This window comes from Alcaligenes endophyticus (assembly GCF_026344035.1).
GTDB lineage: Bacteria > Pseudomonadota > Gammaproteobacteria > Burkholderiales > Burkholderiaceae_B > Alcaligenes > Alcaligenes endophyticus.
In genome coordinates this window covers 150,183-166,306 of sequence record NZ_JAPKND010000008.1, presented here as the reverse complement: position 1 = coordinate 166,306, position 16,124 = coordinate 150,183, and the positions used below count along the sequence as shown (strand labels likewise).

Annotated in this window: 12 protein-coding genes; 4 read left to right on the top strand and 8 right to left on the bottom strand. The window is 50.4% G+C overall.

Annotation, left to right across the window (positions count from 1 at the left end; genetic code table 11):
• Window positions 1-3: 3 nt before the first annotated feature.
• From OSH01_RS13855 to OSH01_RS13820, 8 genes are all read right to left on the bottom strand, one after another.
• Window positions 4-1,824 (bottom strand): assimilatory sulfite reductase (NADPH) flavoprotein subunit, encoded by a 1,821-nt coding sequence (locus tag OSH01_RS13855; RefSeq protein ID WP_266124708.1) that lies wholly within the window; start codon window positions 1,822-1,824, stop codon window positions 4-6.
• Window positions 1,825-1,992: 168 nt separating this feature from the next.
• Window positions 1,993-2,571 carry a chalcone isomerase family protein gene (locus OSH01_RS13850; protein WP_266124707.1) on the bottom strand — a complete coding sequence of 193 codons (579 nt, stop codon included), beginning with the start codon at window positions 2,569-2,571 and terminating at the stop codon, window positions 1,993-1,995.
• An 86-nt stretch (window positions 2,572-2,657) separates the two neighbouring features.
• Window positions 2,658-3,956 (bottom strand): OmpP1/FadL family transporter, encoded by a 1,299-nt coding sequence (locus OSH01_RS13845; RefSeq protein WP_266124706.1) that lies wholly within the window; start codon window positions 3,954-3,956, stop codon window positions 2,658-2,660.
• Window positions 3,957-4,100: 144 nt separating this feature from the next.
• Window positions 4,101-6,047 carry a 3-hydroxyacyl-CoA dehydrogenase NAD-binding domain-containing protein gene (locus OSH01_RS13840; protein WP_266124705.1) on the bottom strand — a complete coding sequence of 649 codons (1,947 nt, stop codon included), beginning with the start codon at window positions 6,045-6,047 and terminating at the stop codon, window positions 4,101-4,103.
• Complete coding sequence (locus OSH01_RS13835; RefSeq protein WP_266124704.1) at window positions 6,044-7,336, bottom strand: acetyl-CoA C-acetyltransferase; 1,293 nt, start codon at window positions 7,334-7,336, stop codon at window positions 6,044-6,046. Before OSH01_RS13835 ends, OSH01_RS13840 begins: the two co-directional genes overlap by 4 nt.
• An 11-nt stretch (window positions 7,337-7,347) precedes the next feature.
• Window positions 7,348-9,693 carry an acyl-CoA dehydrogenase gene (locus OSH01_RS13830; RefSeq protein ID WP_266124703.1) on the bottom strand — a complete coding sequence of 782 codons (2,346 nt, stop codon included), beginning with the start codon at window positions 9,691-9,693 and terminating at the stop codon, window positions 7,348-7,350.
• Between the two features lie 8 nt (window positions 9,694-9,701).
• On the bottom strand, window positions 9,702-10,370 hold the full coding sequence (locus OSH01_RS13825) for a TetR/AcrR family transcriptional regulator (protein WP_266124702.1): 669 nt from the start codon (window positions 10,368-10,370) through the stop codon (window positions 9,702-9,704).
• Window positions 10,371-10,467: 97 nt separating this feature from the next.
• Window positions 10,468-11,898: an NAD-dependent succinate-semialdehyde dehydrogenase gene (locus OSH01_RS13820; protein ID WP_266124701.1), complete on the bottom strand. Its 1,431-nt coding sequence runs from the start codon at window positions 11,896-11,898 to the stop codon at window positions 10,468-10,470.
• Between the two features lie 272 nt (window positions 11,899-12,170).
• Here OSH01_RS13820 and bcsD point away from each other — a divergent pair, with 272 nt between their 5' ends.
• From bcsD to bcsA, 4 genes are read left to right on the top strand one after another with little or no spacing between them, the layout of a single operon-like run.
• Window positions 12,171-12,635, top strand: coding sequence for a cellulose biosynthesis protein BcsD (gene bcsD / locus OSH01_RS13815; RefSeq protein WP_266124700.1), 465 nt, complete (start codon window positions 12,171-12,173; stop codon window positions 12,633-12,635).
• Between the two features lie 44 nt (window positions 12,636-12,679).
• A complete protein-coding gene (gene bcsR, locus OSH01_RS13810) occupies window positions 12,680-13,162 on the top strand; it encodes a BcsR/BcsP family cellulose biosynthesis protein (protein ID WP_266124699.1) in 483 nt (160 codons plus the stop codon).
• Entirely contained in the window at window positions 13,159-13,926 is a 768-nt protein-coding gene (bcsQ, locus tag OSH01_RS13805; protein ID WP_266124698.1) for a cellulose biosynthesis protein BcsQ, read from the top strand. Before bcsR ends, bcsQ begins: the two co-directional genes overlap by 4 nt.
• A gap of 15 nt (window positions 13,927-13,941) precedes the next feature.
• A complete protein-coding gene (bcsA, locus tag OSH01_RS13800; RefSeq protein ID WP_376918111.1) occupies window positions 13,942-16,122 on the top strand; it encodes a UDP-forming cellulose synthase catalytic subunit in 2,181 nt (726 codons plus the stop codon).
• The last annotated feature ends 2 nt before the right edge of the window (window positions 16,123-16,124 follow it).

Here is a 16,124-nt window from a genome sequence, read left to right as displayed (position 1 = left end):
CCATTAATAAACGTCACGGGCGTAGCGGCCCTGGGCTGCTAACTCATCAAGCCAAACACGTGCTTGTTCTGGCGTTAAACCACCTGCCTGTTGGGCAATAGCTTGCAGTGCTTGGTGCACATCTTTGGCCATTTGCTTTGCATCGCCACAGACATACACGTGGGCGCCGCCCTGAATCCATGCATAGACATCAGCGGCCTGTTCAAGCAGGCGATGTTGCACGTACACTTTTTCTGGCTGTTCGCGCGAGAAGGCGACATCCAGACGTTGCAGCTCTCCTTCCTCTAAGGCGCGTTGCCACTCAGTTTGGTAGAGAAAGTCAGAGTGAAAATGTGGATTGCCAAAAAAGAGCCAATTTCTGCCTTGACCAGCGGTGAAGCTGCGCTCTTGTAGAAAAGCACGGAAGGGGGCAACTCCGGTGCCAGGGCCTATCATAATGATGTCGCGATCGGGATCTTCCGGTAGACGAAAGCGGGTGTTAGCATCAATAAAAATCGATACGGTATCGCCTTCTGCAATATGGGCTAAATAATCAGTGGTAACACCCCAGCGGGCTTGCTCGTTAAACGTATACTGCACATTCGCAACGGTTAAATGAACCTCCTCGTCAACTACGTTCTGGCTGGAAGCAATCGAGTACATGCGCGGTGCAAGTGGACGTAATGAGTGAACGATATCGGTGGCCGTCCATTGGCTGGGGAAGCGTTGCAGCGCATCAATGACTTGATGCGTGTCTAGCAAACGTTGTAAATGGCTCAGACCGTCTGCACTAAGGGCTTGGTGTAAGGTAGAGTCGTTCGTGCGTGTAGCCAGTTCAGTTAAGAACGGCTTAGTGAGTTGTGTCAGTTCTCGGTATTGGCTGAGCCAGGTTTCTAGGCTATGTTCTTGATCTTGTACCCGTACCGTTTCTGTAGGATCTAGCTCAAGTTGCTCAATGACTGCTGTGACCAGTTTTGGGTTTTGGCGGGGCCAGATCCCTAAGGCGTCGCCAGGCTGGTAACGGATGCCACTGCCTTCTAAAGATAGCTCGTAATGACGTATGTCTTTGCTACTGTCCCGACCCGTGATAATTTGATGTGCCAATACCGTGGCTAGATATGGCGCCGTGCGGCTGTACTGATTTTGATGAGTAGCGGGACCTAAAACGGTAACGTTAGATTGTGCTGTTGTTTGCTTGACTTGCTCTTGTTCAAGCAGCTCAAACGCTTGATTTTGCCATGGGATAGCGACGGTCTCAATATCAAGGTCGGCCAATCCGGTATCTAACAGCCGTTGTGCACCTAACTCGCTAAGACGGGCATCGATTTTTTCGGCAATACCACAGAATAAAGGGTAGCTAGAGTCACCTAAACCAAGCACACCGTATTTTAAGTGACCAAGTTTAGGAGCACGGGCGCCACTTAAAAACTCAAAGAAAGCAATTGAGTCGTCGGGTGGGTCTCCTTCGCCTTGGGTACTAATGACGACATACAATAGTTGCTCGTCTTTCAGTTCACGGGTTTTATAACGATCAGCGCGCAACAGGCGATGCGCAATCCCGGCTTGCTGTAAGCGCAGAGCGAATTGCTCGGCGACACGCTGTGCATTACCGGTTTGACTACCAAATAAGATAGTGGCTGGCTTTTGTTCAGCGGCTGGTGCAGCAATGCTCGGGACCAAGGCCAGACCGTTTTGCGCCAGGCTAGCCGTAGCGCCACTAGTGCGTGCATGGGCGACACCAGCCAGATAACCAGAGATCCAGTTGAGTGCAGCAGGGTCCAGTTCATCAGCGATCTGATTGATCAGGCCTTGGGTGGTTGCGGAAAGTCGGGATAGGGCAGGCATTTAACACTCAGTTATAAGAATGGTTTTATTCATTCTATAGAGTGTTAAAAACGCCTTGAACGACAAGATACTTATTTGTTTATAAGCGGCTTGCTTATGTAGTTATACCCATATAGGCATAAATAAGGACACAGAAGCATGACTTCGGAAATACCCGTGGGAACAATTTTATTGTTGTATTCCTAATAATGCTTCTTTAAGTGAAGGTTGGGCAGGGTTAGCTCCTAACCAGACTTGTAATAAAGCCGTGCCCAGTTGCTGGTCATCAATATTGGCGACTTGCTGTTCATTGAAGTCGATCGTGACCTGGGACTCGAACATACTAAGGGTGATGATATCGCCTTTCCCTACAGCACCGATTTTCTGTAAGTGTTTTTCGAAGGTATGTAGGCCTGGCTTTACTTCGGCTTGCTCTTGTGCGCTTAAGTTTTGTTGTATCCCCGTTTTGAGTGAAGACATTAATTGATCGTGGGAAACGCTACGTAAGAGGTATAAGCGGATTTGTTGTGGGCGAGCAGAGTCCAGAATCAGGGCAGCATCTTGGGTTGGAGTAGGGGTGTATAGTGCCGCCACATACACGTCAAAAACGAATTCTTTGCGTAGCCCGGCCCCGTTCAGCACTAATGCATGTTGATTAAGTGAAATGCGCTCGGGAACAGTAATATCGGCGATGGTCAATGCATGACTGAAGCTAGGTAGAGCTAAGCTTAGTGCGCATGTTAAAGCGGCGATTGAACGTCGTAACACGACAGTCTCCTGGGTAATATGCCCCGCCCCTATTGGGGCGGGTTACGGCAAGCTGATTATTGACTAGCAGTATAGGCGTATAAAGCTCAGAAGCGATAGGTGAATTGGAGGCCTAAAATATCACCGCTGTTTTTGTAGGAACCGCGCGTTAAGCCACGTTCGGGCACATTGGTGTCATTGTCTATGTCTGTATGGCGCAAAAACAAGTGAGTATAGCCAACATCCCAAGTGGCGTTCTTGCTCATGCGGTATTGAGCACCGATGGAAAGCCAGTATCTATCGTTATCGGGAAGCGCGGTAGGACGGTATTTGGCCTGGCGTACGGGGGATTGATCCCACGCCACGCCCCCCTTGAATGTCCATTTTTCACTGTAGTGATAGTTGGCTCCTAATGCGACCCGCCAGGCGTCTTTGAAGCGTAAATCTAGTTCACTATCACGGGCTCCAGGGCCACTATTTTCTATCGTCAGTTTGGGTATGCTGCTCCAACCTGTCCATGACACATCAGCTAAGAGTGTCCAGCTAGGGTTGAGGTCGTGGACCACGCTGAAAATCGCCGTGTCGGGCATTTTAATGGTTGCCTCGGCATCAAACTTTGACAGCGGTGTGCCATCGGGTATGCCTGGAATAGTACGATTTTTGAGCTTTGTAGTGCCATCTGCCGTTACTTTGATGCGCGATCGATAAGAGAGCCCTAATCGAGTACTAGGCGTGGCTTGATAAAGGATACCCGCATTCCATCCCCACGCATCGCCCTTCATTTTTACCCGCGTGTCCATATCAAATACGCCCACATTGGGAACAGGGCGCGGTGTGGCTAGGCGGTAGTCTGCATCAATTTGGAACCAGTTGGCACCTATACCAATAGACAGTTGATCACTGACTTTATAGGCAACTGAGGGATTGATATTAATGCTTTCAATGGCAAATTTTTCAGAGTGGTAGCGCCCCTTCCACCCTTGTTCGTAATCCGTGGTTAAGCCAAATGGTGCTCCGACGCCTAGCCCTACGTGCCACTTAGGACTAAGTTGATGGGAAAGATACAAATTAGGGAGTGCCGCCCATTTCCCTGCATCTCCACCATCGCCACCCGTAATAGGCGTGCCTCCTGGGCCGGTGCTGCCATCGTTACTGAACTTAAAGCTGGGTTTAATCGCGGTTATGCCTGCCGAGAACTCGGTACCGGGGAGCAGGCTCATGCCCGCTGGATTGAAATAAATAGTACTGGCATTTTCGGCAATGGCGGCCGAACCAGCGTAGGCGTTGCCTAAGCCGCTGACGTTTTGTTCGAGTAGATTAAAACCGGCGGCGTGAGCGCCGCCAACGGTACCTAAAGCCATACTAAAAGCGGCTAAAGAGCGTAGTCGCAAAGCGGTGGTTTGCATTGAGTGTCTCCGTGTAGAAGCAGCATTCCTGTAATGAGGAGCTCGTGGTTTTACGGCACTATCATTTTTTAAAACACGCGTTTGTTTTTACTATCTTGCCAGCTTTCTCAGCGCTTGGGGGAGTATGCAGACCTGTTGTTTTCCCTAATGTTTAGGTGGATTAGATGCCTTTAGTTGCGTTTTGTAATGCAGTGGACCACCGCGAAAAGGAGCAAATCCTGTACCGAAAATGATACCTGCATCGGCCAGATCGTCATCGGCGACTACGCCAATTCGCACTTGTGCCAAGGTACGGTGAATCAGAGGGGTAATCAATCGCTCACTCAACCCGTGTGGAACGCTATGAGCTTTCGGTTTCTGAGCTTTACCTTGTTTCCACACATAGAAGCCCTGCCCTGATTTACGGCCTAAATGCTGTTTATCTACGTGCTGTTGTAGGCATTGTGGGGTGAGGCTATTGGGGACTAACTGTTGGCCTACGGCAAGCGCAATGTCTAGACCGACTGTATCGATGAGCTCAAGCGGACCCATAGGCATGCCGAATTGTTCCGCTGCTAAGTCTATGGTAGCGGGACTGATACCTTCATCGACGCATTTCATGGCTTCGTGCATGTACGGGGCGAGAACGGCATTGACTAAAAACCCGGGGCTGCTTTGTACGGGTAAGGGCAGCTTTCCGAGTTGGTGCACAAAGGCCCACGCGGCTTGCTTAAGGGGCAGGGGGCTTTCCAAGGTTTCGACGACTTCCACTAAGGGCATGCGCGCCACGGGATTAAAGAAATGGATACCGATAAGACGTTCGGGGCGTTGTAAGGCTAATGACAGCTCTTCTAGGGGTAGGCTAGAGGTGTTGGTGGCCAGGATGGCATGCTCTTTGAGCTGGGGCTCTAATTGGGCGTAGAGGGCGCGTTTAGCCTCAGCATTTTCTACAATCGCCTCTAGCACCACGTCAGCCCTAGGTACCCCTTTGCCTTCAGGGTCGGGGATCAGTCTATCTAGGGCGGCCCGCACCGCAATGGGGTCTTTTAAGCGACGCGTAAAAAGAGCCGCTGCCCGACCTTGAGATTGAGCAATACTTTGGCGGTTCTGATCTTGTAGAGTCACCGTGATGCCTCGTAGCGCACAGAGGGCAGCGATATCTCCACCCATAACTCCTGCCCCGATAATGTGCACATGACGCACATCAGGGTGTGAATTGCGCTTACCGATGCTTTTTAGTCGCTCTTGCAGATGAAAGACGCGCAATAGGTTCTGCGCTACTTCGGAGCGGGTGAGCTGTTCAATGAGCTCAGGGGCTTTTAAGGCATTGCCACCATGTTTTTCCCATACCTCCACAATCGCACGAGGTGCTTGATAATGCTGATGGGGATCGCGTTGATTAATGGCTTTAAGGGTTTGTTTGGCCACTAGGGGGCGCAACCAAGCTTGGTTCAGCAAGGCCTTGAAACCAGTTGCTCGTCGGGCAGGCCGCCCACTTAAAACATGCTCTATGGCAGCCTTATGCATTAGGCGCACCGGCACTTTGGCATCGGCCACACCTAATTTAACCGCGCGATGGGCGTCTATGCTGCGGCCGCTTAGCATCAGGTCTAAGGCAGCGATAGGCCCGATTAAACGTGGCAAGCGTGCCATGCCTCCCCAGCCAGGGAATATTCCCAGCATGACCTCGGGTAGCGCCAACCGGGTGTCAGGCACGTCAACCACGAGCCGGTAACGGCAGGCAAGGGCCAGCTCAAGCCCACCGCCTAGGCAGTGTCCACGAATCAACGCCAACGTGGGATAAGGCAGGTTAGCGAGGCGCTGAAAAAGTTGCCAGCCGCGGGTCACTAAGGCCTGTCCCTTTTCCGTATGGTCTAGGCTTGAAAACTCATCAATGTCTGCACCGGCGATAAAGCCCGAGGGTTTTACTGACTGAATAATTAAGCCTTTAGGCGTTTGTGTAGCAAGGTGATCAATGACTAGGCCTAGTTCTTGGAGCACATCGGCTGAGAGGCGATTCACAGCACTCAGTGCACAATCTATATCTAGCCAGGCTAGCCCTTGCTCATCACGTCGTAGCACAAAGTTTGCCAGGGTGAGTTCTTGATTCATGTGCGAACCTCGTCCAGAGTTTCTAGCAGTACCGCGCCACCTTGGCCACCACCAATACAAATAGCGGCCATGCCGGTTTTGAGTTGACGTTGGCGTAGGGCCTGTAAGCAATGCAAGACGATGCGGGCGCCAGAGGCTCCAACTGGATGCCCTAGTGCAATGGCGCCGCCATCAATATTTAGCCTTTCACGGTCTAGAGGCCCAAAGGCGGGACTGTTCAAGTGTTCCTGACACCAGGACTCCGATTCCCAAGCGGCTAAGCACGCTAATACCTGTGCAGCGAAGGCCTCGTTAATCTCCCAGAGGTCTATATCATTTAGGCCTAAACCATGTCGACGTAATAAAGGACTGGCGGCAAAGACAGGACCTAAGCCCATGGTGGCAGGATCTAAACCGGCCCACTGAACATCAAGTATGCGGCCAATGGGGCGTAATTGATGGCGCATGACTGCTTGTTCAGAGGCCAAAATTAGGGCTGCCGCACCGTCGCTGACTTGTGAGCTGTTGCCCGCGGTGATATTGCCCCATGGGCGGTCAAATACAGCGCGCAATTGGGCGAGCTTCGCTAAAGTTGAGTCTGGGCGTATGCCATCATCATGATCGTAGAGTTTGCCTTGGCGATCCACCAAGGCAATAAGCTCGGAGTGATTTAAGCTTGCCGCTTGTTGTGCACGCTGATGACTGAGCACAGCGTACTCGTCCATATCTTGGCGGCTGATGCCAAACTGATGTGCAAGGTTTTCGGCTGTTTGTCCCATAGACAGCCCCACTGTAGGGTCAGTTAAGCCTTTCAGTAAACCGATGACAGGCTTAAGGTACTGAGGCTTCAGTTGGCTTAGCAGCTTGAGCTTTGCGTTCAAACGGCGGCTACTATTCCAGCGCGATAGCCACTGTACTAGCTCATCACTCAGTAATAAAGGGGCATGGGATAAGGCATCCACACCTATGCTGAGCACGAGATCTGAGCGCCCAGTTTGGATGGACATGATGGCCGAGTCCAAGGCTTGCATGCCCGAGGCGCAGTTGCGCATAACGGTCCAACCAGGCACGGCATGGCCAGTGCCTAGTCGAAGGCCCACGAGGCGGCCTATGTTGACCTCATCGGGTGAGGGGGCTGCGCAGCCGGTAATCACTTCGCTCAGATCACTTGGGGCAAATGGTTGACGCAATAAAAGTTCGCGACAGGTTTGTACGGCCAGTTCTGAGGCACTAAATGGGCCGGGGGCGTTGCGCGCCTTTAAAAACGGGCTCCGTGCGCCATCAATAATGTAAACAGGTTTAAAGCGCATGGCGGCAATCCTTAGCTTGAAGCATCTTTATTCTGTACGCTTTCAGTATGACTGAGATCAAACGGAAAGTCATCGACAGCAATGACCTTGTCACGCAAGACGTTACGACGTTCAAGCAAATCGTACTCCGCTTGGCTTAAACCACCGGCGGCATAGACTGCCGTGTGAATATCCCTAACGTTGGCTAGAGGATTGCCGGCTAATTGACCACTTTTTTCAAATTTGCGTACTTTACGGTCTAGCTCTTGTGTGGCTAATTGAGCGTGTAACGCGGCCTCCAGCGTTGCGACGACTTCATCCTCATGTTCAGGGATATAGGTATCTTGAGTCAGTCGAGCGCGTGTGTCAGTAGGCTGCAAGAGCGTTTGCGCCACTTGTTGATCCAACTTGTCGTCAGGAGCCAGGTGGGCACGCCCCAAGGGGAAGATGAGTACGCGTAGGAGTAAACCGATTGTTTTGTTAGGGAAGTTGCGCAATACACCGTCTAACGCGTTTTGCAGTTTTTGTAAGCTGTCTTGTACCGCCCACTGTACTAATACAAGATCCCCTTTGGCTTGGCCTTCTTCTTGGTAACGTTTCAATACAGCACTGCTCAAGTACAGCTCAGAAAGCGCATCGCCCAAACGGGCAGAAAGCCTTTCGCGCATTTTTAAAGAGCCTCCCAGTACCAACATAGAGGCATCGGCTACTACAGCGAAAGCGGCGCTATAACGAGACAAGCGGTGGTAGTAACGATGCAATGCTTTGTCTGTGCCGGCTGGAAGGCGGCGAGCGAAAAGCCCTCCGCTTAAGGCAAAAAGTAAGGTACGTCCCGTATTGGCGAGCGTATAGCGTACGTGGCTCCAAAATAAACGATCAAAGTCATGGAGCCCGGCCTGTTGGTCCGGATTTTGTGCAGCTCGCATCTCGTCCAATATATAAGGGTGGCAGCGTATAGCACCTTGCCCAAAAATAATCAGGCTACGGGTCAGTATATTGGCGCCTTCTACGGTAATACCCACGGGTATTTGTTGATAGGCTCGCCCCAGAAAGTTATGCGGGCCTAGGCATATGCCTTTGCCTCCAATGACATCCATACCGTCATTCACCACTTGGCGGCCGCGTTCGGTAATGTGGTATTTCACAATAGCTGAAATAACGGAGGGTTTTTCGCCTTGATCTACAGCAGTGGCTGTCATGCGGCGAGCAGCATCCATCAGATAGGTGTTGCCAGCGATACGTGCTAGAGCTTCTTCTACTCCCTCGAAGTGTCCGATAGGATGGCGAAACTGGCTGCGTACTTTTGCATAAGCGCCCACCGATAAACTGGTTAACTTAGCCATGCCGGTGAACGAGGACGGTAAGGAGATCGAACGTCCCGCTGCTAAGCATTCCATGAGCATACGCCAGCCTTGTCCGGCCATGGCTGGCCCGCCAATAATAAAGCTTAATGGCATGAATACCTCTTGACCGCGGGTGGGACCGTTCATAAAAGCGGCGTTCAAGGGGAAGTGTCGGCGGCCCGTTTCCACGCCGGGATGATCGCTAGGGACTAAAGCGCAAGTAATACCTAGGTCTCGTTCCTTCCCCAGTAATTGATCTGGGTCGTACAAGCGAAACGCTAAGCCTAATAAGCTGCAGACGGGGGCGAGCGTGATGTAGCGCTTATCCCAGCTGACGCGCATACCCAGTACGGTTTCGCCCTCCCATTCGCCTTCGCAGACAAGTCCATAGTCAGGAATAGAGGCAGCATCCGAACCGGCCCAAGGGCTGGTGAGGGCAAATGCGGGGATGTCACGCCCATCGGCCAGACGAGGTAAGTAATGATTTTTTTGTTCTTCTGTGCCGTAGTGCAGCAGTAGCTCTGCGGGCCCTAATGAGTTAGGCACCATGACGCTCACCGATAGGGCGGAGTTACGCGTTGAAAGCTTAGCCACTACCGCTGAGTGCGCTTGCGCAGAAAACCCGCGGCCTCCATATTCTTTAGGAATAATGAGGCTAAAAAACCGTTCGCGACGTAAATAGTCCCACACGTCGACAGGCATATCATGGTCAACATGCGATACCTGCCAATCATCTATCATGGCGCAAACAGTATTGACCTGTAGGTCTAAAAAAGACTGTTCTTCAGCAGTAAGTTGATACGAGGGGAAGGTATGTAGCTGTTGCCAGTTGGGGTTGCCTTGAAATAATTCGCTTTCCCACCACACTGTGCCGGCTTCTAAGGCATCTTGTTCGGTGGCAGACATAGGGGGCAACACTTTAGCAAAGCTGCGATAGATAGGCGTGCTGAGCCATTTAATGCGTAAGTCTTGCCGCTGGAGTACATAGCCGCTGCAAGCTAGCAGAACGAGTAATAAAAATAAAAGCCACCACATAAGACCTCCTAGGAATTAAGAGTAAGCGTGTCTTCTGGTAAAGGCGCGCGTAGACCACCTAATAAAAAGCTCATTAAACGAGCCTCTAGCATTTCCATGGTTACTGGCTTTTCGCTAGGTGGTAACAATAAGGCCTGGCGTAAGCCCGATGTACCTTGTAAAGCATAGAACGTTGCGCCGAGCATGAAATGGAAGCGCCACACCATTTCCTCTTCCGGCACGCCTGGTAAGGCGGCTAACAAAGCTTGGCGAAATACGGGCAATATGCCAGCCCGTTGATCGGTACAGAGTATGCGGATAAAACCGTTTGGATCACTATTGTTTTGTTCGACTAAAGGCTGCCTAGATTGCTTTTGATGATCTACCGTAAAAGCATGGCGTATAAGTGGCGCAAAAAAAGCATGCACGACTTGTGAGGCTTTTAACGCTGCATGAGGGGCCTGGCGTTGATACTGCTCCAGCAATTGCAGTCGTTCGTCATTCAGAGCATTGAGGCGGCGTTGAAACACTTGGTCAACCAAGTTGTCTTTATCACCAAAATGATAATTGACGGCAGACAGGTTTACTTGCGCCAAACTGGTAATTTGCCGCATAGAAGTAGCGTTAGGGCCGTAAATTGAAAAGAGATGCTCGGCCGCATCAAGTATCGCCAATTGGGTACGGTCAGCACGTTTCATGTTTACCCTTAAAAATCAAACAGCTGTTTGAAGTGTAGGGTAAGTAGAGAAAAAGAGCAGTAGGGATAGCCCTACTGCTTCATCATAGTGCCGCTGGTTAAATTTGCGTAACAAATTTAGTCGTTAAATAGCCATCAAAGGTTTCACTGCCGCCTTCGCTACCAATACCGCTATCTTTAATGCCACCAAAGGGGGTTTCGGGCAGACCGCTACCAAAGTGATTAATGTTGACCATGCCCGATTCCAATTCGCTACTTAGGCGATGAGCGTGCTGCAGGTTATTGGTGAACACATAGGAAGACAGACCAAAGGGCAGACTATTGGCTCGTTGTATCACTTCGTCTAGATCGTTGAACGTGGTGAGTGGAGCAATAGGGCCGAAAGGTTCTTCGGTCATAATTAAGGCATCGTCGGGTATGTCAGTGAGAATGGTAGGCGCAAAGAAGTTGCCTGAGCGAGCAAGAGGCTCACCACCTAACACAATTTTGCCGCCTAACTCACGAGCGTTATCGACAAAAGTTTGCATGGCTGGCACGCGTCTAGCGTGGGCTAATGGGCCCATTTGCGTGTCGGCTTGCAAGCCATCGCCCACACGAATGCTAGACAATACCTCGGTAAAACGTTGCAAGAAGCGGGGGTAGGCTTGTTCTTGGATATAAAAGCGCGTTGGAGAGACACATACTTGACCTGCATTGCGCACTTTGAAGCGAGCGAGTTGTTGGGCCGCGCGGTCTATATCAGCATCTGCGCAGACTATGACCGGTGAGTGCCCACCTAGCTCCATGGTGATAGGCTTCATATGGGCACCTGCTAGAGAGGCTAAGTGCTTACCTACTGGTACCGAGCCCGTAAATGAAACTTTACGCACAATAGGTGAGCGTATGAGATGCTCAGAAACGGTAGCTGGCACACCCCACACAATATTCAATACGCCAGGAGGCAAGCCTGCATCGTGAAACGCTTGGGCGATAGCCATGACCGCGCTGGGTGAGTCCTCAGGGCCTTTTAAAATAATGGTGCAGCCGGCGCCAATAGCGGCGCATATTTTTCGAATGGCTTGGTTGTAAGGAAAGTTCCAAGGGGTGAAGGCGGCACAAACCCCAATGGGCTCGCGCACCACCCATTGTCGGACGGCGGGGTCTCGGGCTGGTATGACACGCCCATAAATACGTCGGCATTCCTCTGCATGCCAATCGGCGTGATCAGCACATGCCGCCACTTCGCCCACGGCTTCGGCTAAAGGTTTGCCTTGATCAAGCGTAATGTTGCGTCCTATTTCTTGTGCACGCTCGCGCGACAGTTGAGCGACCTTACGTAAGATAGCGCTGCGTTCCATGGGTGAGCTATGGCGCCACGTTTTGAAGGCTTGTGCAGCAGCCTGTAACGCCATATCAAGATCGGAAGTACTAGCATGGGGAAGTTGCCCCAGCACAGAACCGTCAGCAGGATTGAGAATGTCTTGTTGATCGCGCGCGTTATCACGCAGGAATTCGCCGTTGATGTATAGGGCTAGCGAGGGGTATTGCATGTGTTGACTCCTTGAATAATAACTGTAGTAATTAGAAACTTGACAGTTTTTTTCTTTTTTAGTATTGGGGATTCGAATAATACAAATAGGCTGTAATAGAAAAACGTATAATCTTCACAATTGTTAACTTAGTGGCAGTTCTTGGACGAAATGTAAGCAAGGATGGCGGTAATTTACAGATACAATATCCACATCGTTCGAGCGTGAATCAGTGTTACTTCTTGGTTCGATATTTCTATCGATGACTATCACCTTTTTTAGTGGGCCTACTAATGAGTCAGGAAAAGCTGGTGCTACAGTATTTTGCGGAAAAAAACTGCTCTACTCAATGGCGGTTTTTCATATTGGCTCTTGCCGACGAGTTGTCACAAGCCATGAGTGAAAACGAGCTACGGGTTTTTATGAGGCAGATTGGTGAGCGCGCTGCGCGTTCTTTGCCTATAGGCCCTTGTGCTACTGTGCCAGACATACAGGCGGCGGCTAATAAGCATTGGGAAGCACTTAACTGGGGGTGGGTAGAGCTGTCTGAACATCCTAGCTATTTGCAACTTCGGCATTATTGCTCTCCTATTTGGCATGCTTTTGGACCCTCAGCCGCTGCTTGGAGCCCAAGTTTTTTGGAAGGTGTTTACCAGCATTGGCTAAGTAGTATTGGGGCGAGTGTAGCTTTGAAAGTCTCGCAGCATAGTAGCTTAACCCTAGATCAGCCGTTTGTGGATTATCACTTAAGCGCCTGATGTTTTTGTACGGGTGAAATAGACCTGTAGGCATGGAGATGAGCATGACTAAGCAAAACGACGTGTCTACCTTATTCGGTGGGATAGGGGTAGATAGCGGTTCATATAAAGAATTAGCCGCCGAAAGACAGCTTGACGAGAGTCTACGCAGATGGTCTTTGCTTGCGACGGTTCATAAAAATCGTACTGGTCATCAGCCTAAGGAGTTAGTGAGTCAGCACCCTGAAAAAGAGTCTGATGATATTGCTCCTGAGGTGGCACACTCTCAGGATACTGTTACAAGTGCTGCGCCTGTCACTACTTTGTTTCAGCGTATTAGTAGTCAATCGGTCACGGCGGCGCGTGCTGAGCCTACTATATCCGCCCAGGCTTGGGAGCAGTCTAAAACTCCTGACTCTGAATCTGCTCCGGCGAGCGTGCAGACGTTGTTTGCACGGTTGGAACGGGCTAATTCCATTGCCCAAGAACAAGAACACAGTCAACAGTCAGAGAAACTCAATCTATTTCAGCGCTTATTAAATCAATGAATATTATCGCTGTGGTGTCCGCCAAGGGCGGGGTGGGAAAGACCACCGTCAGCGCAAGCCTAGGTGAAGCGTTAGTGCGCCAAGGGCAGGCGGTACTGGCGGTGGATCTGGATCCACAGAATGCTTTGCGTTTTCATTATTTCCGAGACCAAGCTTTTGAGCATACGCATGGTTTAGCCCAGACTTGCGTCGAGGAGTTGCCTTTAGCGCAGGCTTTATTGAGTGCTCCTACTCCAGGAATAGTGTTGTTGCCTTATGGGCAATGTACTGAGGCAAATCGGGATCAATTTGAGCGACAGTTGCGAGAGCAGCCATATTGGCTCAAAGAGCGCTTGCTTGAGTTAAAGCTGCCAGAGCAGGCATGTGTTGTTATTGATACGCCGCCGGGCCCTTCGGTGTACTTGCAGCAGGCTCTGCGAGCGGCAAATTTTGTAGTCATTGTGGTGCTGGCAGATGCAGGTTCATACATTACTTTACCGCAAATGCATGGGCTCATCGGGCAGTACTGCGATCCTAAGCAAGGTTTTGTTGGTGCTGGGGTATTACTGAATCAGGTAGACAGGGCTAGGGCTTTAGCCACCGATGTCGCTTTGTTATTAAGTGACGAAGAGCGAGAGATGGTAATAGGGCGAATTCACACTGACCCTGCGATTGCGGAATCTCTGGCTTGCGGTATGACCGTGTTTGACTATATGGAAAACAGCGAAGCAGTGCGTGACTTTATGGCCGTAGCGCGTGAAGTGCTAAGTCAATTAGATCAATAAACAGGATGAAGCGACATGAAGGCTGGCAGGTCTTTCCTTACTAAAAACATGCGCCTCCCTGAGCACATGCCAGAGTGGAGGTTAGGGCCTTGGCTTACCCGCCTGTTGGTGGCGGTAGGAATCGTGTTGTGTGCAATGGTGGTGTTCACGCCTTTCGAGTTGTATGCGCAGTTGGGGTTTGCCTTCACCACCTTTCTTGCCGCTTATGTCATTAATCGCTTCACTACAGGGCGGTTGGCTACACTGATTCTAATCGGAATCTCTATCGTCACCTCCTTGCGTTATTTATATTGGCGACTGACCTCTACCTTAGGGTTTGAAACCAATGTGGATGCCTTGTTTGGCTATGGCCTGCTAGCGGCTGAACTCTACACCATTTTGGTCTTGTTGCTGAGCTATTTTCAATCAGCCTGGCCATTAAAACGCAAACCGGTTCCACTTCCGGATGACGTGGATTTATGGCCTAGCGTAGATATCTTCATCCCTACCTACAATGAGCCTTTGGATGTGGTCAGTCAAACAGCTCTGACAGCTTTAGCTCACGACTGGCCAGCTCACAGATTCAATATTTATGTGCTGGATGATGGCAACCGACCCGAATTTAAAGCGTTTTGCGAGCAAGCAGGGGTCGGCTATATTACGCGCGATAACAATAGGCATGCGAAAGCGGGCAATATTAATGAAGCCTTGAAAGTGACAAATGGCGAATATGTGGCCATTTTTGACTGCGATCACGTGCCCACACGCTCTTTTCTGCAAATCGTCATGGGTTGGTTTTTACTTGACCCCAAATTAGCGATGTTGCAGACCCCGCACGTTTTTTTCTCTCCTGATCCGTTAGAGCAAAACTTGGAAGTGTTTAAAAAGGTGCCTAACGAAGGCAAGCTATTTTACGGCTTGACTCAAGACGGTAACGATTTATGGAATGCCACTTTTTTTTGTGGCTCTTGTGCAGTGTTACGGCGAAGTGCTTTATTAGATGTTGGCGGGGTGGCGGTAGAAAGTGTGACCGAAGATGCGCTAACTGCCTTGAAAATGAATCGTAAAGGCTATAACACAGCATATTTAGCAATACCTTTGGCTGCTGGTTTGGCCACAGAGAGCTTGTCGCGGCACGTAGGTCAGCGGATACGCTGGGCCCGTGGTATGGCGCAAATTTTCCGCTCTCATAACCCCCTGATAGGGAAAGGCTTGAGTCTGGCACAACGGTTATGCTATGCCAGCGCTGCCTTGCACTTTTTCTATGGCTTGCCGCGATTGGTTTTTTTGACAGCGCCCTTAGCCTACTTGTTTTTTGGCGCGCATGTCTTTAACGCCTCAGCATTGCTAATTATGGCTTACGCCGTGCCGCATATTGTGCATGCTTTGTTAACGAACTCACGCATGCAAGGGAAATACCGACATACGTTTTGGAACGAAGTGTATGAGACGGTGTTGGCTTGGTACATCATGCTGCCTACTCTAGCTACGCTAGTTTCACCAAACAAAGCGCGTTTTAACGTTACTCAGAAGGGCGGTGTGATTGAGCAGGACTATTTTGATTGGGAGTTATCTCGTCCTTATATTGCCTTGCTCAGTCTTAATATTATTGGTTTTATTGTCGGCTTTGTCAGCTTGGTGTTTTATGCTGATAGCTGGGCTTTGATGTGGACGCTGATCATGAATTTGGGCTGGACCTTGCATAATATTGTGATTTCCAGTGCTAGTTTGGCGGTCGCAGGGGAGCGTAAACAAATACGGCAGGCACCGCGAGTAGTCTCAAACCTTGTCGCCACCATACAGACTCAGGGGGGATATCGTTTTGCTTGTGAAACGACTGATTTTTCTCAGTTTGGTCTTGGTGTGAGAACGACAGGGCAGTTGCCGTTGAGAGTCGGTGAGCAGGTTTGGGTCAGTGTCTTTCGTAACGAGGAAGAAGCGATGTTTCCGGCACGAGTGGTATTCGTCGGCGACAATAAACTGGGTATGCAGTTTGACGAGCTCTCCATCGCACAGCAGGCCGAGCTGGCCAAGGTGACTTTTGCCCGAGCGGATACCTGGGCGCTGTTCTGGGCAGATGGAGAAAAAGATTCTGCGTGGGTGGCGATGAAGTCTATCGGTCATATTAGTCTGCAGGGATTCAAGGTATTGGGTCGTGAGGCGAACCAATTCGTACGCAGTAGGTTTGCGCGTTTGTTTGCATCTACAACAAAATAAAC